The sequence below is a fragment of the Neoasaia chiangmaiensis genome (genome assembly GCF_002005465.1).
In the GTDB taxonomy this organism is placed as follows: domain Bacteria; phylum Pseudomonadota; class Alphaproteobacteria; order Acetobacterales; family Acetobacteraceae; genus Neoasaia; species Neoasaia chiangmaiensis.
Window position 1 is genome coordinate 1,785,852 of the sequence record NZ_CP014691.1, and the last position, 18,001, is coordinate 1,803,852.

Consider the following 18,001-nt stretch of genomic DNA (forward strand, 5'->3'; position numbering starts at 1 on the left):
GCAGTCGTCCACATAGGTTGTCAGGACGGACGGTTTAAGGTGATACGTTGCCCCCAAAAGCATGCGGCGGCTCTTAGGTCACGTAAGCGACGCAATCGACCGCGCCCAAACAAGGGCGCCACAGCACAAACATAGTGCAACATGGAAATTGAATTTTAAATCCATCATGTCCGCAATGAGGAAATTAGCGTGGCCATCTGAACGGCAGAGATGAGGCGTAACCAGCCATATCCACAAACAGTATAATCGCCAAAAAAAGGGCGGCCCGAAGACCGCCCTTCCCCAAAACCGTTAATGCAACAGATTACTGCCCGTCGCCATCATCGCTGTCGTCATCCGGCGCGTTCGGCGACACCGCAATGAACAACTGCTGCCCATCGCGCAGAACACGCAGCAGGATCGGCTGCTTGGCCTTCAGCACGCCCCGTACCGCCGTCATCACCGCCCGCGGATTCTCGACCGTCGTGGTGCCGACCGCCTGAATGATGTCGCCCGGCCGGATGCCGGCATGCTCCGCCGCCGAACCCTGCGCCACATCGCTCACCACCGCGCCATGCACCGTCTCGTCCACGCCCAGCTGCTGCCGCAGATCGGGCGAAAGCGGCGCCAGCGATACGCCAATGCGCCCGCTATTGCCCTGATCCGAATCATCCGACCCATTGTCGTTATCCGAACCGCCCTTGCCCTTGGCCATGTTGCCAACCGTCACGTCGATCGTCGTCGGCTTGTTGGCCCGCAGAACACCCAGCGTCGCCTTCGATCCCGGCGCCATGGACACCACATGCACCGCCAGATCATGCCCGTCCTTGATCGGCTTGCCATTCAGCGTGGTGATCACATCGCCACTCTTCACGCCCGCCTTGTCCGCCGGCCCCTTCGGATTGACACTCGCCACCAGCGCGCCCATCGGCGGCGCACCCGGCGCGCTCGGCTTCAGCCCCAGCGCCTGCGCCATCGTCGGCGAGATGTTCTGGTCCGTCAGGCCCAGATAACCACGCACCACATGGCCCGTCTTGCGAATCTGGTCGACCACGTTCTTCACGGTGTTGGACGGTATCGCAAACCCGATGCCGATCGACCCGCCGGACGGCGAAATAATCGCCGCGTTCACGCCGACAACCTTCCCATCCTGCGAGAACAGCGGCCCACCGGAATTGCCATGATTGATCGGCGCATCCGTCTGGATGAAATCGTCATACGCACCGGAATTGAGGTTACGCCCCCGCGCCGAGACGATACCCGCCGTCACCGTGCCACCCAGGCCGAACGGATTGCCCACGGCCACCACCCACTCGCCCGGCTGCACCGCATCGGAATCGCCCAGCTCGATGAACGGCAACGTGCCATTCGGCTTGATCTTCAGCAGCGCCACGTCCGTCTGCGGATCGCGCCCGACCACCTTCGCCGGCAACGTCGTGCCATCGTCCAGCGTCACGGAAACACGCGTCGCCCCGTTCACCACATGGTTGTTCGTCACGATGTAGCCATCGCCGGAGATGATGAAGCCCGAACCCCGCGCCTCGACCGTGCGCTTGGGCTGCTGCTGCGGCATCATCTGGAACGGGAAGGGAAACGGGAACGGCATCCCCTGCTGCCCCTGGTCCGGCATCCCGCCACCACCGCCACCTTCCTCCTGCGCCGCCACATCCGCACGGATATGCGAGGTGATCGACACCACCGCCGGCTTCACCTGCTTCACCAGATTGACGAAGTTGGGCAGCGTCTGAACCTGCGTCTGCGGCTTGATCGGACCTTGCGCATGCGCGACAGGCGCATGGCCCAGACCGGCCAGAAGCGCCGGAACGGTCGCCAAAGCAAGAGCTCGACGGAATTTCGAAGGCGCGGTGCGCGGGCGAAAGACGTTGGGCATGGTGTTTCCGCATAAAAGCCGGGAACCGGCATGAAACCTGAACGGCCCCGTCAACAGGACAGGCCCGCAATCAACCGAAGCTGATCGCTCGGCAATATGGTGCGGTTCCCCTCAAACCCCAAATAACCGCCCGTGAAAGATCAGTAAGACATTTTTCGTCAAACGTTTCACCGCCCTTCACCGCCCCCGCAACCCACCGAAAAACCCGCGCAACAACACCGCACTCTCCCCGGCCCGAACACCGCCCACCACCTCCGGCCGATGCAGGCAACGCGGCTGCTCGAAAATGCGCGGCCCGTGCTCCACCCCGCCACCTTTCGGGTCATACGCACCGAAAACCACCCGCCGAACCCGGAAATGAACCATCGCCGCCGCACACATCGGACATGGCTCCAGCGTCACCACCACCGTGCATCCCGTCAGCCGCGCATCCCCCAGCCGCCCCGCCGCCTCGCGCATGGCCAGCAACTCCGCATGCGCCGCCGCATCGCACCGCGCCTCCACCTCGTTGCCGCGGATCGCCAGAATCCGCCCCCCGGCATCCAGCACCAACGCCCCCACCGGCACCTCGCCACGCCCCGCCGCCGCCCGCGCCGCCGCCAGCGCCCGGCCCATCGAATCCACCGTCACGACGCCGCCCGCCAGGCCAGAATTCGACATCCGGCAAAATACCCTTCTAAATCGACCCGCGCCGCCCGCCCCCGCCAGCCAACGGAACAACGACCAGAACAACGACCCCGCCGGAGAGAACGACCATGACCAACGCCATCGATTTCCAGGACACGCATTATGTTCATCGCTGGTCCGCCGAAAATCAGCACGAATACACACCCCCGAAGCAAAGCGATCTCGCAACCTGGCAAGACATGCTGACCTTCAACAACTACCCCGACACCCACACGCCCGAAGCAATGGCAGCCGTGGCGAACAGGGTGCTCGGAATCTACCAGCAAAACGGCCATATCCTGAAAACCGACGCCAGACCCGCCACCCCGGAACAACCAGCCGCCTATTTCGCCGCCGTCACCTTCTCAACCCCCGACTTCGTCGAAATCGTCTTCGCCCGACTCCAGCTGGTCGACGGCACCGGAAAATCCGTCATCTACTCACACCGCTTCTACGGCGATATCCAGCAGACCAGCCAACAGGCCGGCCACTGGCTCGAACAGAACGCCGCCGCCACGGAAGCCGCACTAATGACCCCCATCCACCTCCTCGAACCGACGCATCACGACTAGGCCCGACCGCATGCCCGCGCAAAAACCCCTCATCGGCGTCACGCTCGACGCCGAACCCGGCGCACCCGGCGCCTTCTCGCGCTTCCCCTATTACGCCCTGCGCCAACACTATCTGGACGCCATCACCCACGCCGGCGGCATTCCCGTCGCCCTTGGCCACCACCCCAACCACGCCGAAGCCCTCATGGCCCGGCTCGACGGCCTCGTCATCACCGGCGGCGCCTTCGATCTCGACCCCGCCCTCTACGGCGAGGCACCCCATCCCCAAACCACGCCCCAACCACAACGAACCACCGCCGAACGCGCCCTCCTGCGCGCCGCCCTCGCCCGCGACCTGCCGATCCTGGGCATCTGCGGCGGCATGCAACTCCTCGCCGTCGCCTTCGGCGGCACTCTGATCCAGCACATCCCCGACACACACCCCAACGCCCTGCCCCACGAACAACCCAACCCGCGCGACGAACCCGGCCACACCATCGCCATTACCCCCGGCACACACCTCGCCACCATGACCCACGCCACCACGATGCGCGTGAACTCCTCCCATCATCAGGCCGTCCGAACCCCCGGCGCACTGCGTATCAGCGCCCACGCCCCCGACGGCATCATCGAAGCCGTCGAACACCCCGAACACCCCTTCCGCCTCGGCGTCCAATGGCACCCCGAGTTCCTTATCGACCCCGCGGACCGGAATATTTTCGCATCTCTCGTCGAAACCGCACGATCCACCGCCTGAACGCGGCATTCCACACGTGCACCCGCCACCGAAATCCGCTATCCAGCCGCCGACGCAGCCGCACCAGGACCCATCATGACCGACGACGCCCCATCCAACGCCCCCGCCGACAAAGGCGAGCGGATCGCGAAATGGCTCGCCCGCGCCGGCACCGCCAGCCGGCGCGACGTCGAACGCATGATCGAGGAAAGCCGCATCCGCCTCAACGGCCAGCCCGTCACCCACCCCGCCACCTTCGTCCAGCCGGGCGACATCGTGCAGGTGGACGGCAAGGTCGTCGGCGCGGCCGAACACACCCGCGTCTGGCGCTACCATAAGCCCGACGGCCTCATGACAACCCACCGCGACCCGCAAGGCCGCCCCACCGTCTTCGAATCCCTCCCCGAAGGCATGCCCCGCGTCGTCAGCGTCGGCCGGCTGGACATCAACTCCGAAGGCCTGCTCCTTCTGACCAACGACGGCGCCCTTGCCCGCCGCCTGGAACTGCCGTCCAACGCCTGGGTCCGCCGCTACCGCGTGCGCGTCTTCGGCGTCGTGGACGAACGGCGCCTCGCCGCCCTCGCCAAGGGCTCGGAATTCGACGGCATCCAGTACGGCCCGATCGAAGCCGGGCTGGATTCGAAAAAAGGCGACAACGCCTGGCTCACCGTCTCCCTCCGCGAAGGCAAGAACCGCGAAATCCGCCGCGTCATGACCGGCCTCAACCTGCATGTCAGCCGCCTCATCCGCGTCTCCTACGGCCCCTTCCAGCTCGGCACACTGCAAAAACGCGAACTGGAGGAAGTCCCCGGCAAGATCCTCCGCGAACAGATCCCCGGCCTCGCCGCCCCGGCCCGCGCACGCACCCGCGCCAGACGCATCACGCCCGACACCACCCCCGACACACAGGAAGACTGATGCGCATCGTCGGCGGCGAACGGCGCGGCCTCACCCTCCGCGCCCCCGCCGGGCACACCACCCGCCCCACCGCCGACCGCACCCGTCAGGCCCTGTTCGACATGCTGCTTCACGCCCCATGGGGCGGCCGCGACCTGTTCGGCAACGCCGCCGTGCTGGACGTCTTCGCCGGCACCGGAGCGCTGGGACTGGAAGCCCTGTCACGCGGCGCCCCCCACGCGACGTTCATGGAAAAAGACCCCGCCGCCCGCGCCGCGATCGCCGCCAACATCGCCGCCTATCGCGCGGAATCCCGCACCCGCCTGCTCAACGCCGACGCCACGCGCCCACCCCGCGCCCCAACGCCTCACGCCATCGCCTTCCTCGACCCACCCTACGCACAGGATCTCGTCCCGCGCGCCCTGGACGCCCTCGCCCGACAGGGCTGGCTCACGCCAGACGCCCTCATCGTCGCCGAAACTGGCACGGACGAGCCGCCCCTCGCCATCGAAAACCCTCTCGCCGACCGCCGCTTCGGCGCCGCCCGGATCACGATCTGGCGCAACGCCGGATAAGCGGGCCTATACTTTCAGCCCACATGCTTTCATTGTAACGGCCAAGCGTGCCGCCACCCCGCCGCACGCGTCAGGGAGGCCACAGATGTCGAACCAGAACACGAACGGCGCGGCCGTCTCACGCAACCCCGCCACTGGCGAAACCCTCGCCACATACACCTTCCAGACCCCGCAGCAGATCGACCGCCTGCTCGACGACAACACGGCAGCACGCACCCTCTGGCGCGATACCCCCATGAACGAGCGCGTCGCAACCTATCACCGCCTGACCACCATCCTGCGCGAACGTCAGGACGCCCTCGCCGCCACCATTACCGCCGAAATGGGCAAGACGATCGACGCCAGCCGCGCCGAAGTCCGCAAATGCGCCGATACCATCGACTGGGTCGCCGATAACGGCCCCGCCATCCTGGCCGACGAACCCGCCCCCATCGACGGCGACGACACCGTCTACGTCTCCTTCCTGCCCATCGGCACGATCCTGGCCGTCATGCCCTGGAACTTCCCGCTGTGGCAGGCCATCCGGGCCGCAGGCCCCATCATGCTCTCCGGCAACGGCTTCCTCCTGAAACACGCCCACACCACCATGGGATCGGCCTTCGCACTTCAGGACGCCTATGAGGCCGCCGGCTTCCCGAAAGGCCTGTTCGCCAACCTGAACGTCGCCAACGACACCGTCGCCCAGGTCATCGAAGACCCACGGATCGCCGCCGTCACCGTCACAGGCAGCATGCGCGCCGGCTCGGCCGTCGCATCGACAGCCGGCAAGGCACTCAAGAAAAGCCTCCTGGAACTCGGCGGCACGGACGCCTTCATCGTCCTGGCCGACGCCGACATCGAACGCGCCGTCGAGGTCGGCATCCAGGCCCGCTTCCAGAACGCCGGCCAGGTCTGCCTCGCCGCCAAGCGCTTCATCCTGGAACAGCCGATCGCCGAGGAATTCACCCGAAAATTCGTCGAAGCCGCAAGAAAGGTGAAAGCCGGCGACCCGCTCGACCCCGCCACCACCATCGGCCCGATGGCCCGCGGCGACCTGCGCGACGAACTCCACGATCAGGTCGAACGCACGCTCGGCGCGGGCGCACGCCTCCTGCTCGGCGGCCGGAAAATCGACGGCATCGGCAATTTCTACGAACCCACCGTGCTGGCCGACGTGCAACCCGGCATGGCCGCGTTCGACGAGGAAACATTCGGCCCTGTCGCCGCCCTCACCACCGCCCGCGACACCGAACACGCCATCGAACTCGCCAATACCAGCGAATACGGCCTGAGCGGCAATATATGGACAGCCGATATCGCCGCCGCCCGCCAGATCGCGCGCCGTCTCGAAACCGGCGGCGTCTTCATCAACGGCTTCTCCGCCTCAAATCCCCGCATCCCCGTCGGCGGCGTGAAGAAAAGCGGCTACGGCCGGGAACTATCCCATTTCGGCCTCCGCGAATTCACCAACCCCCAGGTCGTCTGGGCCAAAACCCACCCCTGACGACACACCCGCCATCCCCGGCATCGAGACGGCCACACAGGACGCGCCCCAACGTATGGATGAATAACCCGGTGAGCGTATCTGATTGCATGACTTGACCGTCCAGAGACGTGGCATCTGCATCGGTCCTTCGATCGTTGGCACAGCGTCGGCCGATGGTGGAGGACTACTGGCGGCGCTGCGATCCGGCCTTCATGGACGGAGCGGGCGCCGAGAGCTTCTCGGCGTTCCTGTCCCGTGTCCGTCTCCTGCGCGCCCGACTGCAGGACGCGTCCGAGGCCTTCATCGTCGTTTTCGCCCATGGCCAGGTCATGCAGGCGCTTCGGCTGATCACGGCAATGCCGGACGCCGACAACGGGACTGTCATGGCGCTCTTCCCGACCTATGACCGGGATAACCCGATCGCCAACATTCAGGTGATTGTCCTGTCAGGAGACGACATCGTCGACTGCACCGTCAGCCTCTGAGCCGGGGACAGGCTGCCGGCAGGCCAAAAAGGGGGTGTGATTTATCACGCCTTTCGATCGGTTGGGCACGATCAGGCGACAGACAAGGCATTCAGAGCCGTGCGGTAATAGGCCAACCTTTCTGCCAGAGCATTGTGACCGCCATTGATCGCCCGTGTCAGACGGCGGTTGACGTGTTCGATACTTGAGGGATCCTCAGGATCCAGGCTATCCGCAACGGTGTTGAGATGCTTAAGGCGGGCGAAGAAAAATGCCGCCACGTCCATGTCTGTTCCCGGATCGTCCTCCAGAATTGATGGTCTTGAAGTCAGGGGCAGATCGAGGCCCTGGCCTACCTTGTTGTAATTGTCTCTTCCTGTAATCTGAATTCCGCCCCTTCCGCGATAGTTATATCCATCTCCTACCGTATTGTTTCCCAGATCACGCCGGTTTCCGTACCAATAATCGAAGTAGTCGCGTTGTGAGGTCGCAGTATGTGCGGGTCTGTCTGAACCCGGCAGATGAAAACCCTTGCGTTTCGTCCAGCCTTCATGCGTGCGTCGCAATTCGAAACTTTCGACAGCCAGTTGCGACAGAAAGGCCGCGGCCCTGAAGGACGTGTTGATCGCATAAACGCCCATGGCTGCATTCAGGGGAGCGAAATAGCGCACCGGGGCATGCGGCATGATGCGACGCAGGGTCAGAAACGGTATGGGCAGTACATTTCCTGAATATGCTGTGGCGGCCATGGCAATACTTAACCCTCGGTTAAGGAAAGAAACCATCAGGTATCTCGAAGTCGTAAGGTGGCGTTTCAGCATGAAGACCGTCCCGCCGGAAAAGGGAGGGGCCAAGACTGGATAATGTGCCTCCGTGGCAGGCCAGATTAGTGACCTCCTTATCGCCCCGTGCCACGGCAACGCCACCGACGAGCGTCGTTTCATCATGCTGCCCCCAGCGTCCGCTCGCGCGGAAGATGGTGTAGCGAAGTCCTTTCCTGATGAACGTGACATAGGCCCCCCCGCCGCCTGAAAAAGTCAGCGTATCGGCGTTAAATGCGGGTGAAGCCGTATCGTCATCAGCGGGATAGGACATTTCGACATTGCCCGGTTTGCCGAACCTGTAATGCAACTTCACACCGTCCTCGCAGATAGAGACGACCCCCTTGTCTGTCTCGCAGGAGAACACCGCGCGTTCCCGACTGGCGCAGAGGCCGGTATTTGCCCATCCTGCCGTGGTCGGCCCCAGAATAGATATAAACAGCAATGGTACAAAAATGCGGTACGCCATGTTCGCTGCCTCCTGATCCCGTCATCCTCCGATTTTTTACCCTGCTTGTGCCAAGGGTGTGAAGTGCCCCTTGAACGTCTGGTAGCCCTTACCCTCTCACAGACGGGCCATTACCTAGGGGCCTCACTAAATATCTGTTCTAGGGCCTGTTAGGTCTTGAATAACGGAACGGACTGCATAGCTGCTGATGATGAGCATGATGCAGTCTGTCTTTTCCGATACCGCATGGTCCATATGGGAGCCTTTAATCGAGGAAGTGCGTCCGAAGAGGAAGACCCCACCGAAAAACCTTCGACGGACGATCTCCGCGATTTTCTGGCGTCATCAGAACGGCGCGAAATGGCGCGCCCTTCCGTCTGAGTTTGGTCCCTGGTGGATTGCCGCACAGTTGTTCATTCGCCGGTCGAAGCTCGGTGTGTGGGAGCGCCTCTTTGAAAAGCTCAAAGACAGGGATCAGGCTCTCGGCATGGTCTTTCTCGATGGCACGACGATCCGTGCCCATCACAAGGCGGCCGGGGCCGCCAAAAAGGGGGATACAGAGGACGCCTCAGGGATCGTGAGGCGCCTGGCCACTCACGTGAAAGCTTTGGCACCAAGGTCTGCGTAGCTGCGGATGGACATGGCAGGGCAAGCCTTGAGCAGACGGACACTGACGGACGAGCAATGGAGCCGGATCGAAGGCCATCTTCCCGGCCGGCTCGGAACGCCCGGGCGGAGCGGCGTTGACAATCGACTGTTCGTGGGTGCGATCTTGTGGATGGCCGGCAATGCGGCGCGCTGGCGCGACCTGCCAGACGTGTTCGGCAAATGGACCGCGGTCCACGCTCGTTTTCGACGTTGGTCACACGCGGGTGTCTGGGAAAGACTTTTCCATGCCCTGGCCGATACGCCGGACTTCGAATATGTCCTGATCGACAGCACCATCTCGAAGGTTCATGCCGATGCGACGGGCGCAAAAGGGGGCTGAAGTTGCCGCCATCGGTCGTTCGCGCGGCGGCCTGACGACCAGGCTGCACGCTGTCGTCGATGCGATCGGCCTCCCGCTGCGGCTCCATCCGACGCCGGGACAATACGGCGACCGACCCCAGGCCGAGGCTCTCCTGTCCGGCCTGCAGGGCGTCGGCCATGTCATCGCCGACGCCGCCTTACGACGCAGACCCGCTACGCGCCTTCATCGCTGATGATCTCGGCGCAACCGCGCAGATCAAGGCCAATCCCAGCCGGGCCAGCATACCTCCGATCAACTGGAGCCTCTACAAGGAGCGCCATCAGATCGAATGCTTCTTCAATAAACTCAAACGCTTCCGCAGAATCGCCTTGCGATGCGAGAAAACGCTCACCGCCTTCATGGGCTTCGTCCATCTCGCATGCTCCATGATCTGGATACGCTGAATGCAGACAGCGCCTAGACGTCGAGATCAGCTTCGGTCTGGCAAGGGAGACGAACAGCCACGGAATTTGTACAGACAAAAGAATGGAAAAAATCACGCGCGGGTGTCCTGATGAACACATCTCGCACCACCCGCTGTCAACGTGCTTTCCCCGGACCAATCTCCCCATGCCACTGATCGTATGACAATGCTGAAATATCTCTTCCACGAAGGATCCATCGATCTCCCGGAAGGCACTCGTGATGACAGTGTTCAGATTTTCACGATACCCGTCCCGGACGTTCTCCCCTTAAGCCTTACAATCCGCCGGCAAGTTCGCTTGCCAGAGATTGCCCTGGCCGATTGGGCAAGCGCCGATCTGACAGAACGCGGACGTCGAGATTCCACTTTCGCGCTACATTGGCGTCGGGCGCATTCCTTTTCGGGTCGGTCCAGCGTGATTGCGGCAACGTCCTATGACAGGGGCAATGAAACGGTGGGCCAACGGATTGTTTATGTCGACAACGGACGCACCTGCATCATACTGACGATCAGCGTCCCTGGAGAATTTCAGTCGACGCAACTGAACATGACCAATAGCGTCTTCGGAAGTCTTCGGCTCACCGATCCCGAGTAACACACGCAAAGGTCAGCACATCATGCCCGACGCCAGACCCGCGGCACGGATTTCCGATATGCACGAATGTCCCGAGCATGTTGGCGGCCCCATCATGCTAGGCTCTCCGAATGTCTTCATCGGCGGACTGCCAGCCGCGCGCATCGGCGATATGGGCCTGTGTGTCGGACCTGAAGACGCTATTATTGAGGGATCGGCAACGGTATTCATCAATGGCCGTCCTGCGGCCCGTATGGGCGATATGACGGCTCACGGGGGCGTCATCATCGGAGGCTGCCCGACTGTTCTCATCGGAGATGGTGTCAGTTTTGGGAACGGCAGCTTCCCCGGCGCTCCCTGCCCGCGCAAGGCCGCCGCCGCAGGGGCGCCGTTCTACGAACCGTCTTGAGCCAGTCTGCCGCGAGCGCGGTCAAGTCCGTCCTGGACTCGATTCGAGAAAGGATTGCCCGATGGGGAGATGGCCCGGTTCATGTCGCCATGGATGGGGCACTCTTTGATGATCTTCCCGATATGCTCCGGAGGGCCGACTTCGAAAGCCGCCCTTTGTTTATCGAGCAGTCCGACCCCAAGATGCGCCGTGACGGCCCACATGCCGTCGTGTTTCCGCGCGAGCGTCTGGATGACTTCCTGATACTGCCCGACGTTACAAAAGGCGGTGTTTTCTGGAATGTCCCCAACTGTGACGCCATGACGTTCTACCGACATCTGCGAGGGCTGAACATGGCGCGACTGCCGACGCCGGCAACTGTCGAGCTATCGTCCGGCAGAAAGACGCGTATGGTCGTATTTCGCCACTTCGATCCCGCAAGTGTTCTGGTGACGCTGCCGGTCATGACGCCGACGCAGAGGGCGCGCATGTTCGGCCCCGCGCACGCTTTGCTCTTGGATACCCAGAGCCGGCAGGGCACGCTTGAAGCACGTCGCCGCAATAATTGGCCAGATGCTGAAAAAGGACCGCTCACCTTCAGCCGGGCACAAATGGACCAGGTCTCGGATGCCATGGTCGCGCGATCCCGCCACAACGTCATGGAATTTCTGAGAAGGGAAGCACCTGGCAGCACGAGCGATGCGTCCGACGACGTTCTTCTGTTTTTCGTCAAAGAAACGGAGCGACTTGCGCGCCACTGGGGCTTGACCACCGAGAAAGGCTTTAAGGCCTTCGCATGGATCCGGCTCCGGTCAAATGGAGAGGCCTTCGAGATGAACGATGTAAAAGCGTTCATCACTGACGGTCAGGCCGCTCCTGACGAACAGGCCCACGCCATAATGCAGGAGGTCATGCGGCGGGACCGGAAGGGGGCTGAGCGATGAGCGGCAGCGATAGGCTGCCGGAAGGCAATCTTTCCAGTGTCTCGGGCAAGATCGAGGGCACGGCTCCGACTTCAAAACTGACGATCCTGAACTCGTCAAGCAGCCTTTCGACGTATCAGGCTACGGACGGAAGTCTTTTCGGTCGCGTGACACAACCCGATATCTCTCCTGGAGTGCACCCGTTCGCCAGTTCTGCGAACTCTTCGGTTGACGGCGGCAGCTCGAACGCAACCATCAATACAGGCAACGATATTTTTAACCGCTCGATGGCACCACCCGTCCCGAGCGATACGAAGAGTTCAACGGTCGATACCGGAAAGAGCGCGGGGCAAGCCGCGTCGCAGTCGGGACGCGCCAATCCGGGAGCCGACGCAGGGCCAACGCAAAAGGCGCCGTCGCCGACCGTGAAAAACGGCAAACCAGATAATAGTTCCACAAGACGCGAGGACGGACCCTGCGTCACCTGCGCAGCAGAGCGTCCTGAAACGACCGATGTTACGGCAGAAAAGCATGCAGAGCTTATGCAGTGGGAAAAATTCCGGACGGGACTGGAAGCGGCATCAGCGGCGTATCAGCCTCCCGAAACGCGTATAGCGCCTGCAGGATATCGAAATGCGAATGCGGAGGATTTGAACAGCCTTGGTTTACGGGAAGATATGCTGGAGCATCCCCTCAACAAAGGCAGGAAAACAGAGTTTCGCGCGGCCGTCTTCATCCATCGGGAAACGGGAGATGCGATTGTCGCTTTTAAGGGAACGACGTCCTGGACGAAATGGCCAACCCTTAGGAGTCCGCATATTTTGGGTCAGGATGTAGCACAAAATTTGAGGCAGGGTCTCGGCCGGGAAAGTTTTTACTACACTCAGGCTCAATTTATAGCTGGGCAAATTCAAAGATATGCAGCCGGTCGTAATGTTGTTTTTGTCGGGCACTCTCTGGGTGGCGGCATGGCCTCCGCTGCCAGTCGGGCCACGGGGCTCCCGGCGATCACCTACAACGCGGCCGGACTTCATGCCAGGACGGTGCCCTATATGCAGGGAAATCAGATCGACGCCGTCTCTCTGAAAGGGGATGCGCTGACCTGGCTGCAACGGCACCTGCCAATGCCAAAGGCGGCGGCAGATAAGGTCTGGGAACTGGATCCGGGAACAAAAACGACCAGTCTGGCGGAAAAAATGCCCATATTGAAGAATGGCCTCTATCACATGGGCGGCTACATCAAGAAGGCGATCGGCGAGAAAATAGAAAGTCTCGAATCCCTGCTGAATGGAGGAAATTGACGTGGGATGGTTTGGAAAGAAGAAGTCATATGATGGCGAACTGATAGACGCCATCATGGGGAGCGAAAGAAAGGAAGCTATGGATCTTGTTAAGTCTGGAGCAAGTCTTGAAGAAAAATACGACAGATACGCCGGTTCAACGCCTCTGCTCATGGCGTCAGCAACGGATCAATGGGATTTGGTTGAATTTTTTATCGAATATGGAGCAAATATTTGGGCGTACAGTAAATTTGGCATGAATGTTGGTGACTATGCTGAAGGCAGTCGCGTTATACCTGACTGCCCCGAAGGTCAGGCTTTGCAGCGCGTCAGGGCAATCCTGCACCAGCGAGGCTTCCCTTCCCCGGCACCGCACCCAAAGGAGGTCGTACGCCTGGCCGCGGAAGGCAAATGGCCGCCTGCGGGGGCGCATTGAAGATGGAGGCCCCACGCAATCATCTTTCGATCGCTCTTCCGGAAGGCTGGCGCGATGAGTCGACAATCCTCATCAAGGCACCGGTCATCGACATGAGGATGCCGTTCGCTCCCATCTTCGGCACCCAGCGGGAGCCGCTCCCCGAGGACTTCGTCGGCATGGGATACGAGGGCCTCGAGCTCTATGCCCAGCATCATCTTCGGTATCTGAAGCGGGAGTATGAAAACGTCGTTGTCGAGGCCGATCCGGCCAATTCGCTGGATCGTTCGATGCGCGAGATGATCGTGCGGTGCGACCTCGAGGAAATGACCGTCACGCAGTGGATCACCCTTTCATACTGGAATGAGGCAACCGTTCTCATCACAACAGCTGCGGCCGGCTATCTGGATTTCCCCTCTCTGGAGCAGACATTTCGACGACTGCGTGAAACCTTGCGCATTTCATAAGATGGGCCTTCGGAAAAGCCGGACTTGTGCCAATGACCCGCAAGAGCTGTGCGATGCGCGGGAAACGTGTCATTTCAGGGGCCGGCTGCCGTTGAGGACGAAGAAACGCCTTTCGTGTAATCAGCCTTTTAGGATCACGTCCACTTGATCGGGTTGATATCGTTCTGCGAAAACGCCGTCCGCCGGGACGATCCGAGCGCGGCCATTACGTTTCGCCTGGTAAAGTGCCCGGTCCGCACGACGAATGATTGAGTTCCAGCTATCCCCCTCACCTGCGACCGCAACACCAGCACTGACGCTCAGTGTCAGGGTCAACCCTTCGATCGCAAACGGACTGGCTGTTGCAGTGTCGATGATGGCAGTGACCCGTCTGAATCCGTCAGAACCACTCTGCGGCACGAGAAGCACATATTCCTCTCCCCCATAGCGTCCAATGGTTTCGTCGGGGGCGAGCTGATGGCGGAACCGCTCGCCCAAGGCGACCAGCGCGGCGTCACCGACCAGATGGCCATGCGTGTCGTTGAGCCGCTTGAAGTGATCAATGTCGATCAGGCTGACCGCCAGTCGTGGCACGATCGTGCCAGTCAGCGCCTTGGTCAAGCTTTCCTGCACGGCCGCCCGGTTCAACAGCCCCGTCAGGCCGTCATGGGTAGCACGGTAAACAAGCTGCCGGGATTGAGCTTCAAGGGCGGCATGGGCGTCCAACAAGTCGGCTGTCTGCGCCCTGACTGTAGCTTCGAGCCGGGCGCGCTGTTGCATGAGGTAGCGGGTCCGCAGCCGTAGCAGAAGCCATCCAGTCCCTATCAGCAGGACAACGTAACCGGCATAGGCCCAAGGCTGTCGCCACCATGGCAGTCTGATGGTGATCACAAGTGTGATCGGATCCGATGGCGCACGCGTGTCCGGATCGACCGTCTCGATCAGCAAGCGGTGTTGGCCCGAGGGAAGGGCCGGGTAGACAAGGTGATCGGTCGAGAGTGCCTGCCAGCGGGGGGCGATGCCTGCGATCTGATAACGAAAGAAGGTCCGCCCACCGCGCCTTCCGCCAAGGAGACCGATCCAGACATCAAGCCGAGGATGTGCATAGGGAAGCATCTCGCCGTGATAGGGAACACCATCGACCGTCACTTTCTGAATCGACGGATGGGGCGCATCCAGCTGCCACAGGATGTCAGGTTTCAGAATGTGCGACAGACCTTGGGCGGTACCGATCCAGATTGAACCGTCCGCATCTTCGTAAATGCTGTCCTGCGCCACGTCGTTACCGACAAGGCCGGATGTCACATCAGCGGAGACCCATTGCCCATCATGCAGGATCGCAACCCCGCTCGACGTTCCAACCCAGACGTTGTTGCGCCGGTCCACCATGACAGCGGCGATCGTGCGATCCGGGAGGCGATCCGGATCGATTTTGGTGACGCGGGGCTGAGGTGTGGTGGTATCGACCCGAAAGAGACCATCCAGAGTGCCGACCCAGACCGGTCCGCCGGGCCGATGCGCCAGGGTCTCCGTGTTAACCTTCGGCTCCCCCCATTGCCGGACGAACGGGCGCATGTCCTCGCCGGGCCGTTTGCGCCAGAGCATTCCGCTCCCGGTCAGCCAGATCGTGCCGTCCGGATCGATGACCAGATCAGTCAATGAGGTGTCATGCGCGCTGCTTAGAACGGGCATCGGCCGGGTGCGGCCGTCGTCTTCCAGACGATATAGGCCGTTCCCGGTTGCAACCCATGCCGTGCCATCCGGCGCGGTGTGGACCGTTGAAATATCCGGGAATGGATATTCGGTCTTCGCACCCGTGCGCGTATCGAGCCGGACCAGAGTACTGGCGTTCACCGACATCCAGAGGATACCTGGCCGTCCTACAGCCAGAGACTGTATACTCCGGTTCTCGAAACTGGGACGAGGCGGTTTGCCGGGCGAAAGAAGATCGAGCCCGCCATCCGTGGCAATCCACAGGCGACCATCTTGCGCACGGATAATTCCCCAGACGACACCGTTGGACAAACCACCCAGCCGGGTCAGGTTATCTATAGCGCCCCAGCCCACATACTGGCGGACCCCCTCACCCAAAAGGCCGAGCCAGATAGAACCGGCCTGGTCGATGGCCATGGGCAAGAGCTGATTGAAACCATCAGTGAGCGTGATCGCATGCCAGACGCCATCATGCCGCACCGCGACGCCATGAACGGCCTGCGTTATCAGATCGCCGTTTGCAGCCCTATCGATCCGTAAGAAGCGAGAGAGGCCATCGAGAGCCGGCACGTTGTCCGGAATCATCTCAAGACGGACAGACGCCTGCTGCGGATCAAGGATGGCGGCGATATTGCCGGTTCGGACGATCACACTTCGCCCGCTTGTGGCGAGGAAACCACCCCAGCGTCGCGTCGGTAGCCCTTCCTGCGCCGCCCAGCAGTGGTCACGCGTCGCACCAAAGACACAGATGCGTCCATCGTGGTCGCTCACCCAAAGATCAGGGCCATTGCCATAAACGTCCAATGGGGTGCGCAAGGAACGATTGGCGCGTGTTATTTGAGGCGGAGGGACGATGAATTTTGGTTCAGCAGGAACATCAAGCGACAGATACAGAAGATCATGCCCGGTCGAGACCGCCACGCCATTCCCAAAGGCACTTAAAGCCGAGGTCTGCACATAGCGACCGTTAACCGGAAGGGCGATTGTCCTGAAATGGAGGCGCACCAAAGAAAATGGAGAGGGATCTTGCGCGACCAGCAGTCGGTTTTCCTGCGAAGCAATGATGGTTCGAGCGTCTGGCCCAAGTGTGATGTCGTTCACGGCCGTACTATCAGGCAAGCCCTGCTCGGCTCCGAGCGGCAGAAAGCTGTGACCGTCAAAGACGAACGACGCTCCCTGGGTGGTCGCAATGATCGCGCCGGACCTCGTTTCGATCAGATGATCCGGGTCGAGGTTCGTCAGGCCAGATGTCTGATTGAACAGACGCGATGATAAAGACTGAGCATAGGACGTAGAAATAATCGCCAGATAGAAACAGGCAATGAGGATACCGTATGTTGTTACACGATTCACAACCTGCTGTTCCTGTAATCGCCCGAACAATTTCTAGGAGATCGTTTACAGCATGTGAGTGATTGAGGTAAGAAAAAACGAATGCATCGTCCTGATGCTTTATACTCCGAAAAAAGCCCCAAACTCTCGCGAGTTCAGGGCTTCACACAAGTTATCAGCGCGGTCCCGCAGGGTGCAGAATGAATGTATGCACCCCGCTCGACGTGCTCGACACAACAGGCGCGTTGGGTGCGGCAGCGGACGCAGTATGGGCGACAGCAGCGCCCGCGAGCATGACGACGGCTGCAAGACTCTTGGCATTCAAGTAACGCATCATGGTACTCCGTTTTCAGTAGGGGATGGTCCTTCTGACAGGACACTGCTCAAATAAAATGAAAAGAGATTAGAATCGAGTTAAAACGTGCTTTTTAGTTTCAAATCAGACATGCAATATAAGTATCTACCAAATAATATTAGTACTGTTAAGGTTAAAGATTTTATTTTTAATAAATCTACGCCTTTTGCAGTGAAAATCCCCTGAACATTTATGGCGTCTATCCTGTCTGCATCCAGAACTGCATTTACATTCGCCTGCGCGTATTGAACCTATGGGTGCCATCAAACCCCGGGACCAAACATCTAAAGCGCTGAAGCCTGCCTGCGTCTGCCACTCCCATCTGGACTACGGCAGCCCTTTCAGCCTGTCGCCGCACATCCACGCATGCGACCCGTTGGGCGACCATATCGCGGCTGTGACACGATCACCCGGATATAAGCCCTCGCGTGATCCGAAACAGACACCCTCGCCTGCTCCCAAGCGCGCAGTATCCCTAATGCGACGCAGAAGCGCACGGCGAACTCTTGTTGTGACAGGACCAGGTTCGAGCGTCATGCAGACAAGCCGTGCGCTCTGTTGACGCCACTGGCAGACTTGCCGAAACCGATCGTGTCAATGCCTTGATGTGGACTCATTGTGGCACGCTGCTGGCGCCTATCATACACCC

Annotated in this window: 18 protein-coding genes and 2 pseudogenes; 14 read left to right on the top strand and 6 right to left on the bottom strand. The window is 60.9% G+C overall.

Annotated features, from left to right (window positions below; genetic code table 11):
* Positions 1-304: 304 nt before the first annotated feature.
* Both A0U93_RS08385 and A0U93_RS08390 read right to left on the bottom strand, forming a co-directional pair.
* Positions 305-1,870, bottom strand: coding sequence for a Do family serine endopeptidase (locus A0U93_RS08385; RefSeq protein ID WP_077806954.1), 1,566 nt, complete (start codon positions 1,868-1,870; stop codon positions 305-307).
* Between the two features lie 177 nt (positions 1,871-2,047).
* A complete protein-coding gene (locus A0U93_RS08390; RefSeq protein ID WP_245824784.1) occupies positions 2,048-2,530 on the bottom strand; it encodes a nucleoside deaminase in 483 nt (160 codons plus the stop codon).
* A gap of 95 nt (positions 2,531-2,625) precedes the next feature.
* Between A0U93_RS08390 and A0U93_RS08395 the strand changes: the two genes are divergently transcribed.
* The 6 genes from A0U93_RS08395 (at position 2,626) to A0U93_RS08420 (ending at position 7,245) form a co-directional block, all read left to right on the top strand.
* Complete coding sequence (locus A0U93_RS08395) at positions 2,626-3,108, top strand: hypothetical protein (RefSeq protein WP_077806955.1); 483 nt, start codon at positions 2,626-2,628, stop codon at positions 3,106-3,108.
* A 10-nt stretch (positions 3,109-3,118) separates the two neighbouring features.
* Positions 3,119-3,844, top strand: coding sequence for a gamma-glutamyl-gamma-aminobutyrate hydrolase family protein (locus A0U93_RS08400; RefSeq protein WP_077806956.1), 726 nt, complete (start codon positions 3,119-3,121; stop codon positions 3,842-3,844).
* Between the two features lie 75 nt (positions 3,845-3,919).
* Entirely contained in the window at positions 3,920-4,741 is an 822-nt protein-coding gene (locus A0U93_RS08405) for a pseudouridine synthase (protein WP_077806957.1), read from the top strand.
* Positions 4,741-5,295, top strand: a complete 555-nt coding sequence (gene rsmD / locus A0U93_RS08410; protein WP_077806958.1) for a 16S rRNA (guanine(966)-N(2))-methyltransferase RsmD — start codon at positions 4,741-4,743, stop codon at positions 5,293-5,295. The genes A0U93_RS08405 and rsmD overlap by 1 nt, the downstream gene beginning before the upstream one ends.
* Positions 5,296-5,380: 85 nt before the next feature.
* Entirely contained in the window at positions 5,381-6,778 is a 1,398-nt protein-coding gene (locus A0U93_RS08415; RefSeq protein WP_077806959.1) for an NAD-dependent succinate-semialdehyde dehydrogenase, read from the top strand.
* 137 nt (positions 6,779-6,915) lie between these two features.
* Positions 6,916-7,245, top strand: a complete 330-nt coding sequence (locus tag A0U93_RS08420; protein ID WP_147151027.1) for a histidine phosphatase family protein — start codon at positions 6,916-6,918, stop codon at positions 7,243-7,245.
* A 71-nt stretch (positions 7,246-7,316) separates the two neighbouring features.
* On the opposite strand, the gene A0U93_RS08425 is transcribed toward A0U93_RS08420, so the two are convergent.
* Both A0U93_RS08425 and A0U93_RS08430 read right to left on the bottom strand, forming a co-directional pair.
* The gene (locus A0U93_RS08425) at positions 7,317-8,009 is read right to left on the bottom strand and encodes a glycoside hydrolase family 19 protein (protein ID WP_211273992.1); all 693 of its coding nucleotides are present in this window, start codon (positions 8,007-8,009) and stop codon (positions 7,317-7,319) included.
* On the bottom strand, positions 7,993-8,514 hold the full coding sequence (locus A0U93_RS08430; RefSeq protein ID WP_077806962.1) for a hypothetical protein: 522 nt from the start codon (positions 8,512-8,514) through the stop codon (positions 7,993-7,995). Before A0U93_RS08430 ends, A0U93_RS08425 begins: the two co-directional genes overlap by 17 nt.
* A 199-nt stretch (positions 8,515-8,713) precedes the next feature.
* Here A0U93_RS08430 and A0U93_RS08435 point away from each other — a divergent pair.
* The 8 genes and pseudogenes from A0U93_RS08435 to A0U93_RS08475 all read left to right on the top strand — a co-directional run.
* Positions 8,714-9,144, top strand: a pseudogene (locus tag A0U93_RS08435) (transposase); the annotation flags it as partial.
* Between the two features lie 4 nt (positions 9,145-9,148).
* Positions 9,149-9,906, top strand: a pseudogene (locus A0U93_RS16180) (IS5 family transposase).
* A 186-nt stretch (positions 9,907-10,092) separates the two neighbouring features.
* Positions 10,093-10,521, top strand: coding sequence for a DcrB-related protein (locus A0U93_RS08450; RefSeq protein WP_169852723.1), 429 nt, complete (start codon positions 10,093-10,095; stop codon positions 10,519-10,521).
* A 22-nt stretch (positions 10,522-10,543) separates the two neighbouring features.
* Positions 10,544-10,909, top strand: a complete 366-nt coding sequence (locus A0U93_RS08455; protein WP_077806966.1) for a PAAR domain-containing protein — start codon at positions 10,544-10,546, stop codon at positions 10,907-10,909.
* Complete coding sequence (locus A0U93_RS08460) at positions 10,906-11,832, top strand: DUF4123 domain-containing protein (RefSeq protein WP_077806967.1); 927 nt, start codon at positions 10,906-10,908, stop codon at positions 11,830-11,832. Before A0U93_RS08455 ends, A0U93_RS08460 begins: the two co-directional genes overlap by 4 nt.
* Positions 11,829-13,112 carry a hypothetical protein gene (locus A0U93_RS08465; protein ID WP_077806968.1) on the top strand — a complete coding sequence of 428 codons (1,284 nt, stop codon included), beginning with the start codon at positions 11,829-11,831 and terminating at the stop codon, positions 13,110-13,112. The genes A0U93_RS08460 and A0U93_RS08465 overlap by 4 nt, the downstream gene beginning before the upstream one ends.
* Positions 13,099-13,527 carry an ankyrin repeat domain-containing protein gene (locus A0U93_RS08470; RefSeq protein ID WP_147151030.1) on the top strand — a complete coding sequence of 143 codons (429 nt, stop codon included), beginning with the start codon at positions 13,099-13,101 and terminating at the stop codon, positions 13,525-13,527. Before A0U93_RS08465 ends, A0U93_RS08470 begins: the two co-directional genes overlap by 14 nt.
* Entirely contained in the window at positions 13,503-13,973 is a 471-nt protein-coding gene (locus tag A0U93_RS08475) for a DcrB/PsbP domain-containing protein (protein ID WP_077806970.1), read from the top strand. Before A0U93_RS08470 ends, A0U93_RS08475 begins: the two co-directional genes overlap by 25 nt.
* 120 nt (positions 13,974-14,093) lie before the next feature.
* On the opposite strand, the gene A0U93_RS08480 is transcribed toward A0U93_RS08475, so the two are convergent.
* Positions 14,094-17,018, bottom strand: a complete 2,925-nt coding sequence (locus tag A0U93_RS08480) for a ligand-binding sensor domain-containing diguanylate cyclase (RefSeq protein ID WP_077806971.1) — start codon at positions 17,016-17,018, stop codon at positions 14,094-14,096.
* Positions 17,019-17,172: 154 nt separating this feature from the next.
* Complete coding sequence (locus tag A0U93_RS16415; protein WP_169852724.1) at positions 17,173-17,334, bottom strand: hypothetical protein; 162 nt, start codon at positions 17,332-17,334, stop codon at positions 17,173-17,175.
* Positions 17,335-18,001 lie beyond the last annotated feature (667 nt).

Coding starts and splice junctions, on each gene's coding strand:
- A0U93_RS08385 (WP_077806954.1), bottom strand. CDS start 1,870: ATGCCCAACGTCTTTCGCCCGCGCACCGCGCCTTCGAAATTCCGTCGA.
- A0U93_RS08390 (WP_245824784.1), bottom strand. CDS start 2,530: ATGTCGAATTCTGGCCTGGCGGGCGGCGTCGTGACGGTGGATTCGATG.
- A0U93_RS08395 (WP_077806955.1), top strand. CDS start 2,626: ATGACCAACGCCATCGATTTCCAGGACACGCATTATGTTCATCGCTGG.
- A0U93_RS08400 (WP_077806956.1), top strand. CDS start 3,119: ATGCCCGCGCAAAAACCCCTCATCGGCGTCACGCTCGACGCCGAACCC.
- A0U93_RS08405 (WP_077806957.1), top strand. CDS start 3,920: ATGACCGACGACGCCCCATCCAACGCCCCCGCCGACAAAGGCGAGCGG.
- rsmD (WP_077806958.1), top strand. CDS start 4,741: ATGCGCATCGTCGGCGGCGAACGGCGCGGCCTCACCCTCCGCGCCCCC.
- A0U93_RS08415 (WP_077806959.1), top strand. CDS start 5,381: ATGTCGAACCAGAACACGAACGGCGCGGCCGTCTCACGCAACCCCGCC.
- A0U93_RS08425 (WP_211273992.1), bottom strand. CDS start 8,009: ATGGTTTCTTTCCTTAACCGAGGGTTAAGTATTGCCATGGCCGCCACA.
- A0U93_RS08430 (WP_077806962.1), bottom strand. CDS start 8,514: ATGGCGTACCGCATTTTTGTACCATTGCTGTTTATATCTATTCTGGGG.
- A0U93_RS08450 (WP_169852723.1), top strand. CDS start 10,093: ATGCTGAAATATCTCTTCCACGAAGGATCCATCGATCTCCCGGAAGGC.
- A0U93_RS08455 (WP_077806966.1), top strand. CDS start 10,544: ATGCCCGACGCCAGACCCGCGGCACGGATTTCCGATATGCACGAATGT.
- A0U93_RS08465 (WP_077806968.1), top strand. CDS start 11,829: ATGAGCGGCAGCGATAGGCTGCCGGAAGGCAATCTTTCCAGTGTCTCG.
- A0U93_RS08470 (WP_147151030.1), top strand. CDS start 13,099: ATGGAGGAAATTGACGTGGGATGGTTTGGAAAGAAGAAGTCATATGAT.
- A0U93_RS08475 (WP_077806970.1), top strand. CDS start 13,503: ATGGCCGCCTGCGGGGGCGCATTGAAGATGGAGGCCCCACGCAATCAT.
- A0U93_RS16415 (WP_169852724.1), bottom strand. CDS start 17,334: ATGATGCGTTACTTGAATGCCAAGAGTCTTGCAGCCGTCGTCATGCTC.